This window comes from Streptomyces durbertensis (genome assembly GCF_014156695.1).
GTDB classification, from domain to species: Bacteria; Actinomycetota; Actinomycetes; order Streptomycetales; family Streptomycetaceae; genus Streptomyces; species Streptomyces durbertensis.
Map to the genome: position 1 here is coordinate 1 of NZ_WMLF01000319.1, position 6,345 is coordinate 6,345.

Consider the following 6,345-nt stretch of genomic DNA (forward strand, 5'->3'; position numbering starts at 1 on the left):
GCCGTGGCCCACCGGGCCCGTGAACCGCCGACCGCCGACCGTCGGCCCTTCCACGCCGGCCATCCACGCCGGCCATCGATCGGGGACCGTCAGCCGGCGTGGCTCAGTCCTCGCTGCTCCTGGCCCAGATGTTGGTGCCGGGCGTGGAGACCGCGAAGCGGTCCACCTCGACCAGCTCCTCCTCGGTCAGCTCGGGCCCGCGTACGGCGGCGACGTTGGCCTCCAGCTGGGCCACGCTGCTCGCCCCGATCAGCGCCGAGGTCACCCGGCGGTCCCGCAGCACCCAGCTGAGCGCCAGCTGGGCCAGCGACTGGCCGCGCGACGCGGCGAGCTTGTTGAGCCCCCGCAGCCGCCGCCGCACCTCCTCGGTCAGCAGACCCGGGTCCAGCGACTTGCCCTGACTGGCCCGCGACCCCTCCGGCACGCCCTCCAGATAGCGGTCGGTGAGCAGGCCCTGGGCGAGCGGCGCGAAGCAGATGCAGCCCATGCCCTCCTCCTCCAGGGTGTCCAGCAGGGAGTCCTCCTCGATCCAGCGGTTCAGCATCGAGTAGGAGGGCTGGTGGATCAGCGGCCGGACGCCCATCTCCCGCAGCAGCGCCACGGCCTCCGCGGTCCGGTCCGCGTTGTAGGAGGAGAGGCCGACGTACAGCGCCTTGCCCTGCTGGACGGCGGACGCCAGCGCGCCCATCGTCTCCTCCAGCGGCGTCTCGGGGTCGAAGCGGTGCGAGTAGAAGATGTCGACGTAGTCCATGCCCATCCGCCGCAGCGAGGCGTCCAGGGAGGAGAGCAGGTACTTGCGCGAGCCCCACTCGCCGTAGGGCCCCGGGTGCATCAGATAGCCGGCCTTGGTGGAGACGACCAGCTCGTCCCGGTAGGGGCGGAAGTCCTCGGCGAGGATCCGGCCGAAGTTCTCCTCGGCGGAGCCGGGCGGCGGACCGTAGTTGTTCGCCAGGTCGAAGTGGGTGACGCCGAGGTCGAAGGCCCGGCGGAGGATGCCGCGTTGGGTGGTGAGCGCGCGGTCGTCGCCGAAGTTGTGCCACAACCCGAGGGAGATCTCGGGGAGGAGCAGACCGCTGCGGCCGGTGCGGCGGTAGGGCATACCGGTGTCGCCGCTCCCGTCGTACCCGGCGTAACGGGAGTCGGCGGCGCGGTAGTGCGGGGAGTCGGCAGTGGGTTCCGTCATGCTCCTGGACTATCACGGACCGGACTATCACGGAGCTGTGACAGTTCTGGGCGGCTCCTGGTCGGCCCGTGCCCCCGGGATGGCATTAGGCTGCTGTGGGTTTGACATGGGCGGGGGCAGGGAAAGGCGGATCGTTCGGATGAAGGCCAAGGCCAAGCTGCGCGACCTGGTGGTCCGGCTCTACTCCCGCCGGGTGGAGGGCAGGCTGGACCACAGCCACGTGCCCGCGCACATCGGCGTCATCCTGGACGGCAACCGCCGCTGGGCGAAGGCCGCCGGCGGCACCACGGAACAGGGGCACCGGGCCGGCGCCGAGAAGATCCGCGAAATGCTCACCTGGTGCGCCGAGACGGACGTCCGCGTGGTCACCCTGTGGCTGCTGTCCACCGACAACCTCGACCGGCCGGCGGTCGAACTCGACCCGCTGCTGCGCATCATCGAGGACACCGTCCGCGACCTCGCCGCCGACGGCCGCTGGCGGGTCCACCACGTCGGGAACAAGGACCTGCTGCCGGACGCCATGCAGCGGGTGCTGAAGGAAGCCGAGGACAGCAGGCCGTCCGCCGGCCGGGACACCGGGATACTCGTCAACGTGGCCGTCGGCTACGGCGGCCGGCAGGAGATCACGGACGCGGTCAGGTCGCTGCTCGCCGAACGCGCCGAACGCGGCGACTCCCTCGCCGAACTGGCCGAGACGCTGGAGGCGAAGGACATCGCCCGGCACCTCTACACCAGCGGCCAGCCCGACCCCGACCTGGTGATCCGCACCAGCGGCGAACAGCGGCTGTCCGGCTTCATGCTCTGGCAGAGCGCGCACTCCGAGTACTACTTCTGCGACGTGTTCTGGCCCGCCTTCCGCCGGGTGGACTTCCTCCGCGCGTTGCGCGACTACGCCGCGCGCCACCGCCGCTACGGCACCTGAGGCCGGCAGGGCCGGCCAGGTCGGGCGCCCAGCCCTACCCGCCACCCGACTCCCGCCGGGCCCGCTTCGGCGGGCCCGAGCTCCCGGCGGGCCCGAGCCCGCCGAGGGCCGATCCGTTGCCGGGCTTCCGCACCTCACGTGGCCCGACCCCGTGTGCCCGACTCGACGCCTGTTTTCCGCCGGGCCCGGCCCGTCGCGCCCCTGCCCGACCCGCGGCCCGGGCCCTCTGCCTGATCCGTCCCCTCTGGCCGATCTCCCTGTCCGACTCGCCGCCCGCTCCGGCCCCGGCCCGGCCCTCGGTGCGTCCGGGGCGCCCTCGCGGCCGGGAGCTCTGTGGGGATCTGGCGTTCCGGCCTGACCCGGTGTCCGATCTCCCGGCTGGCCCGGCCCGTCGTGCCCGGGTCGACCGGTCGCCTGGGGCCTCCGCGGGGTCCGACTTCGTCTGGTCGACCCTCTCTGCTCTGACTCGGTGTCCGATCGCGTCTCCGGGAGGCCGGACCGTCGCGCGCCGGGGCGGCCCGCCGTTCGGTGCCTCCGCGTGCCCGGCTCCGTGTGATCTGCCTTTGCCCGAGCGGGTCCCTCCGCCCGAGCGGGGCGGCCCGTCGGTGGTGCCGGATCCGCCGTGGTCGGTCGCCTGCCGCGTGGGTGGGCCGACGGCGGGTCCTCTCTGTTGGGCCGGGCCCGGCGGTGTGGGGCGCTCGGCGCGGGGCCCGGCCCTGCGACCGGTTCGGTCGGGCTCTGGTGGGTTCGCCTTCGACCGGTGCTTCGGTCCGGTCCGTGGGTTTCCGGCTTACGACCCGAGCCGGGGCCGGGCTGCCGCGCGGCGGCCCGGCCGGCCGGCGGGCGGACCGCCCGGATCCGGGCGGTCACACAGCGGCTCAGGGAGCCGCGCCCGGATCCGGGCGGGTGTGTGCCGGCGCGCGTGTGCGTGGGCGGGCGATTTCCCGCCGTCCCCGCGGGACGGCCGCGCGCCCGGCGCACGACGGTTCGTCGCCCCGCGAGGGGCGCGGGAGGTTCGGCCGCGTTCCGCCGAACGGGCTGGCCACGGCGGTTCCGCCGCCCCGCGCGGCATGCGGGCATCAGATCATGGGAATACCCCCTGCAGGCCGCCACACCGACCAGGCGCGGTGGCCGACGGGAGGCCCTTTGCGCACCACGGACGCCCGCACCCCAGGTGCGGTGGACGGGAGGGGCCGGTGCCCGGCCCGTGCGTCGAAGGGTCGGCCCGGCCCTATCCCCCGCGACACCGAAGTCGCACCCCGACCTCTTCCGAGGGGGTTCGTCCATCCGTGGTGACCAGCAAGAAGCGCCGCGACAACGACCGGCGCACCTATGTCCTCGACACCAGTGTCCTGCTCGCCGACCCCGCGGCCGTGCTGCGCTTCGACGAGCACGAGGTGGTGCTGCCCGTTGTCGTGATCACGGAGTTGGAGGCCAAGCGCCACCATCCGGAGCTCGGCTACTTCGCCCGTCAGGCGCTGCGCCAACTCGACGACTACCGGGTCCGGTTCGGGCGGCTCGACGCGCCGATCCCGCTCGGTGACTTCGGCGGCACGCTCCGGGTGGAGCTGAACAACACCGATCCGGGGGTGCTGCCGGCGGGTTTCCGGCTCGGCGACAACGACTCCCGCATCCTGGCCGTGGCGCGCAACCTCCAGGCCGAGGGGTACGACGTCACGGTCGTCTCCAAGGATCTGCCGCTGCGCATCAAGGCGTCCTCGATCGGCCTGCTGGCCGAGGAGTACCGGGCCGAACTGGCCATCACCGACAGCGGCTGGACGGGGATGCGCGAGCTGACCCTGCCGGGCGAGGCGGTGGACGAGCTGTTCGCGGCGGAGAGCCTGCACGTCGTGGAGGTCGCCGAGCTGCCCGTGCACACGGGTCTGGTGCTGCACTCGGAGAAGGGCAGGGCGCTCGGCCGGGTGACGCCCGACGGCCGGGTCCGGCTGGTCAGGGGCGACCGGGAGGCGTTCGGCATCCACGGCCGTTCGGCGGAGCAGCGGGTCGCCCTGGACCTGCTGCTCGATCCGGAGGTGGGCATCGTCTCGATGGGCGGCCGGGCCGGCACGGGCAAGTCGGCGCTGGCGCTGTGCGCGGGCCTCGAGTCGGTGCTGGAGCGGCGGCAGCACAGCAAGGTGATGGTCTTCCGGCCGCTGTACGCGGTGGGAGGGCAGGATCTCGGCTATCTGCCGGGCACGGCCGACGAGAAGATGAACCCGTGGGCCCAGGCGGTCTTCGACACGCTCAAGGCGGTGACGACCCCCGAGGTCGTGGAGGAGGTGGTCGCCCGGGGCATGCTCGAGGTGCTGCCGCTCACCCACATCAGGGGCCGCTCGCTGCACGACGCGTTTGTGATCGTCGACGAGGCGCAGTCGCTGGAGCGGAACGTGCTGTTGACGGTGCTCTCCCGGATCGGGCAGAACTCCCGGGTGGTGCTGACGCACGACGTCGCCCAGCGGGACAACCTGCGGGTGGGCCGGTACGACGGGGTGGTGGCCGTCGTGGAGAAGCTGAAGGGACACCCGCTGTTCGCCCATGTGACGCTCACCCGTTCCGAGCGTTCGCCGATCGCGGCGCTGGTGACGGAGATGCTGGAGGAGGGCGTCTGACGGAGGCACACAACCGCGCACAGCGGTGCAAAACGGCGTGACACGCCGGGGCATGGCAAGCGGGCCGGTGGACAGCCGGCCCGCTTGCCATGTCGTATGACCGGCGATCAGGTGGCACCGCTCGCGGAACGCCCTGTTTCTGGCTCTTTGGTGCGATATGCCAACCGGCGGGCGGGGCAGCATAGTCGGGGCACCGGACAGCCTGCTCGCTTTTCCGCAAGACGCCGGGCCCAAACGATGTGTGACCTTTCCCACTCGGCCTGGAATTGCCTCAACCCTCCGCCATCCGGCAGGGTGTGGATCCTGTCAGGCCCCGCATGTGGCACACCCGTCCCTTCCGGGGGGCGTAGCACCACACAACTCAACAGCAGACGCTGTCGCATGCCGCCCGAGGAACCACGCGGGCCTCCCTCCGGGGAGGACCGACCGGGCCAGTACCTCCGAGTGACCAGCACCGTGGAGGTCAGTGCCAGGGGCACGATTGCGCCCGCGAGGTCACCTAAGCGGGCATTGTGGAAGGAAACTGTGTGACTACTCGGATTTCGGTCCGGGGATTCGCCGTGGCGTCCGCCACCGCGGTCACCACCGTCGGCGCCGTCGTCGGTGTGGCAGCGGGCGGTCAGCAGGGTACGGCCGAACCGGTCGAGCTCGCTGCCGCTGACGCGACGCTCCTCGCAGACATACCGGTGGGTGGCAACACCCAGGCCCAGACCGCCTCCCTCACCCAGCAGGCCGACCTCCAGGCCGACGCCGCGAGCGCCGCCGCCCGGAAGGCCGCTGAGGAGAGCGCCCGGAAGCAGGCCGCCAAGGACGCGGCGGACAGGAAGCAGGCCGCCGAGGAGGCCAAGCGCAAGGCCGCCGAGGAGGCCGCGAAGAAGCGCGAGGCCGAACTCGCCGCAAGCCGCAGCGCCGAGCGTTCCGCCCCCGCGGCGGGCGGTGGCGACTTCCCGCAGCAGGCGTCCTACACCGTCGCCCAGGTCAAGGCGATGGCACAGCAGATCGTCGGCGGCGGCCAGTTCCAGTGCTTCTCCAACATCGTGCAGCGTGAGAGCACCTGGAACTACCGGGCGCAGAACCCGAGTTCCGGCGCGTACGGCCTCGTGCAGGCGCTGCCCGGCACCAAGATGGCCTCCGAGGGCGCGGACTGGCGGACCAATCCCGCCACGCAGATCCGCTGGGGTCTGAAGTACATGAACGAGCGCTACGGCAGCCCGTGCGGCGCCTGGGAGTTCTGGCAGGCCAACCACTGGTACTGAGCCGGCCACTGGTACTGAGCCGGCCACTGGTACTGAGCCGCCCTCGCCCGGTCGGTGACCACCGGGGAGACCCTCCGGCCACCAAGATCCACGTTCATGCCCCCGCACCGGTGAACCGGGCGGGGGCATGAGGCGTCCCGGGGGTCCGGGCAACCCCCGAGCCGGGTAACGTCGTCCCCTGTGGGTGGAGCGCACCGCGCACGCTCGTGACAGACACCCAGACACGGGGGCTGAGAGAACCGATGTCCAGACTTGAGCGCCTCAAGGCGGGCGCGACGCGCTTCGGCGCCCGGATGGCCGAGTACCGGCAACGGGCCGAGGCCGACCGGGAGGAACGCGACCAGCGCCGCCAGGAGGCCGCCCTCGCCGACGCCC

General features: G+C 72.4%; 4 protein-coding genes. 3 read left to right on the plus strand and 1 reads right to left on the minus strand.

The window, feature by feature from the left end; genetic code table 11:
- Window positions 1–103 precede the first annotated feature (103 nt).
- Complete coding sequence (mgrA, locus tag GL263_RS19110; RefSeq protein ID WP_182856954.1) at window positions 104–1,183, minus strand: L-glyceraldehyde 3-phosphate reductase; 1,080 nt, start codon at window positions 1,181–1,183, stop codon at window positions 104–106.
- Window positions 1,184–1,322: 139 nt separating this feature from the next.
- On the opposite strand from mgrA, the gene GL263_RS19115 reads away from it, so the two are divergent.
- The 3 genes from GL263_RS19115 (at window position 1,323) to GL263_RS19125 (ending at window position 5,970) form a co-directional block, all read left to right on the plus strand.
- Window positions 1,323–2,105, plus strand: a complete 783-nt coding sequence (locus GL263_RS19115) for an isoprenyl transferase (protein WP_182856955.1) — start codon at window positions 1,323–1,325, stop codon at window positions 2,103–2,105.
- A 1,289-nt stretch (window positions 2,106–3,394) separates the two neighbouring features.
- Window positions 3,395–4,714: an RNA 5'-3' helicase PhoH2 gene (gene phoH2 / locus GL263_RS19120; RefSeq protein WP_182856956.1), complete on the plus strand. Its 1,320-nt coding sequence runs from the start codon at window positions 3,395–3,397 to the stop codon at window positions 4,712–4,714.
- 527 nt (window positions 4,715–5,241) lie between these two features.
- Complete coding sequence (locus GL263_RS19125) at window positions 5,242–5,970, plus strand: aggregation-promoting factor C-terminal-like domain-containing protein (RefSeq protein ID WP_182856957.1); 729 nt, start codon at window positions 5,242–5,244, stop codon at window positions 5,968–5,970.
- Window positions 5,971–6,345 lie beyond the last annotated feature (375 nt).

What these genes read in the sequence shown, in the direction of transcription:
- mgrA (WP_182856954.1), bottom strand. Translation starts at nt 1,183, where the DNA reads ATGACGGAACCCACTGCCGACTCCCCGCACTACCGCGCCGCCGACTCC.
- GL263_RS19115 (WP_182856955.1), top strand. Translation starts at nt 1,323, where the DNA reads ATGAAGGCCAAGGCCAAGCTGCGCGACCTGGTGGTCCGGCTCTACTCC.